Consider the following 1,775-nt stretch of genomic DNA (forward strand, 5'->3'; position numbering starts at 1 on the left):
GTCGTGCGCTTTGACGTCGATCCCGAGCACAACAAGTGGGGCCTGGCCCTGGACTGCTACGAAGGCACACCGCAGAAGCTGACACTGCCTGGAGGTGCATGATGATGCGTATCTTGATCCTGATGCTGGTCTCGATCGCCGGCTGGTGTTCCGCTGTGGGTGCCGTCGAGGTCAAGTACTGGGACCGCCTGCCGCTGGCCGTGCCGCTGACGGTGGGCCAGGAACGAATCCTCATGCTGGATGAGGATGTCCGCGTCGGGCTCCCCAGTGCGATCAGCAGCAAGCTGCGCGTGCAGTCGGTCGGTGGCACGGTGTACCTGCATGCGTCGGAAGCCATTCCCCCTACCCGCCTCCAGCTGCAGTCGGTGAAGTCGGGGGACATCATCCTGGTCGACATCGAAGCGTTCGAGGGCAGCGAGGCGCTGGAGCCGGTCAAGATCGTCGCTCAAGCGCAGACGCCGGACGTGAACACCGCGCCGGACGCAGCGCCTACAGCCACGCCGGTACCGGTAGTGTTGACTCGCTATGCAGCGCAAAACCTGTATGCGCCTCTGCGCACCGTGGCACCCTTGCCTGGTGTGCGTCGGGTCCCGCTAGGCGAGTCCTCAGGATTCAGCACACTCCTGCCGACCGAGCACGTATCCATCAAGGGGCTCGCCGCTTGGCGGCTAGGCGATTATTGGGTGACGGCGGTGAAGATCGTCAACCGTGGGCCGGGCAAGGTCACACTGGACCCGCGTCACCTGCAGGCCGCGCTGTATGCCGCCACCTTCCAGCATGAGTACCTGGGGCACGCCGGCACACCTGAAGACACCACCGTGGCGTACCTCGTCACCCGGGGTGGCGACCTGAAGCATGCGCTGCTGCCACCTCCTGCACCGGAGGCCGCCGATCATGAAAGCTAACGGCTTGCTGAAATGGCTGGTGCCTGCGGTCCTGCTGGGGATTGTGCTGATCATCGGCAAATCCTGGGTGTCTGCGCCAGACGCTCAACCTGCCCATGATCCCGAAAACACCGCCCTCAGCCCAGATCAGGCCAAGGCCCTCGGCATTGCCGGCGACACGCCGCGCGACACCGTGGCCACGCTGATTGGCCAGGTCAAGGCGATGCGCAGCGAGATGCTGTCGCTGAGGAAAGGCAATGAGACGCTGCAGACCGAGAACAATCGGCTGCGCACGCGCGAAGGCAATATCGACAGCCGCATTCAAAACACGCTGAGCAGTGTCACGCAGCAGGTCACCGAACAGCGCCAGCAGGCCAACGATGCCCGGCAGAAGGCCGAGCAGCAGCACCGCGAAACCCAGGGTCTGCTGTCCCGGCTGAAGGACCAACTCACCAGCAAGCCGACCGCGAAGTCCGATGTCCCCGTGGGCTTTGGTCTCGAGCCGGGTGACGGACAACAATTTTCCGGGGGCCAACCGCCAGCGGATGCGGTGCAATGGATCGAGCCGTCCAACACTCGAGCTGTTCAGAAGGGGGCCAGCAAAACCGAGGGGCCGTTGTCATCGCTGACGTCGAAGTTCAAGGATCTACATGGCCTGGACAACAACGCGATCGACCGGGGCCAAGACCATCTACGCGCCGTGGCCAAGGGCGAGCGCGATCTGGAAAACACTCAGGATCGCGCCGAGGGGGCCAAGCCGGTCTACACCATCCCCGAGAACTCAACCCTGATGGGCTCGGTCGCCATGACCGCCCTGATTGGTCGCGTGCCGGTGGACGGCACGGTGAACGATCCCTACCCGTTCAAGGTACTGGTGGGACCGGACAACCT

Annotated in this window: 3 protein-coding genes; all 3 read left to right on the top strand. The window is 63.9% G+C overall.

Going from position 1 to position 1,775, the window contains the following annotated elements; all coding sequences use genetic code 11:
• On the top strand, positions 1-102 hold a 102-nt coding region (locus ACF8K2_RS24095; protein WP_392468118.1), incomplete at its 5' end, for a DUF2895 family protein.
• Positions 102-905, top strand: a complete 804-nt coding sequence (locus tag ACF8K2_RS24100) for a TIGR03749 family integrating conjugative element protein (RefSeq protein ID WP_063423897.1) — start codon at positions 102-104, stop codon at positions 903-905. The genes ACF8K2_RS24095 and ACF8K2_RS24100, both read left to right, overlap by 1 nt.
• A partial coding sequence (locus ACF8K2_RS24105; RefSeq protein ID WP_392468115.1) for a TIGR03752 family integrating conjugative element protein occupies positions 895-1,775 on the top strand: 881 nt, incomplete at its 3' end. The genes ACF8K2_RS24100 and ACF8K2_RS24105, both read left to right, overlap by 11 nt.

This window comes from Pseudomonas sp. xss_2 (assembly GCF_043104195.1).
Lineage (GTDB): Bacteria > Pseudomonadota > Gammaproteobacteria > Pseudomonadales > Pseudomonadaceae > Aquipseudomonas > Aquipseudomonas urmiensis.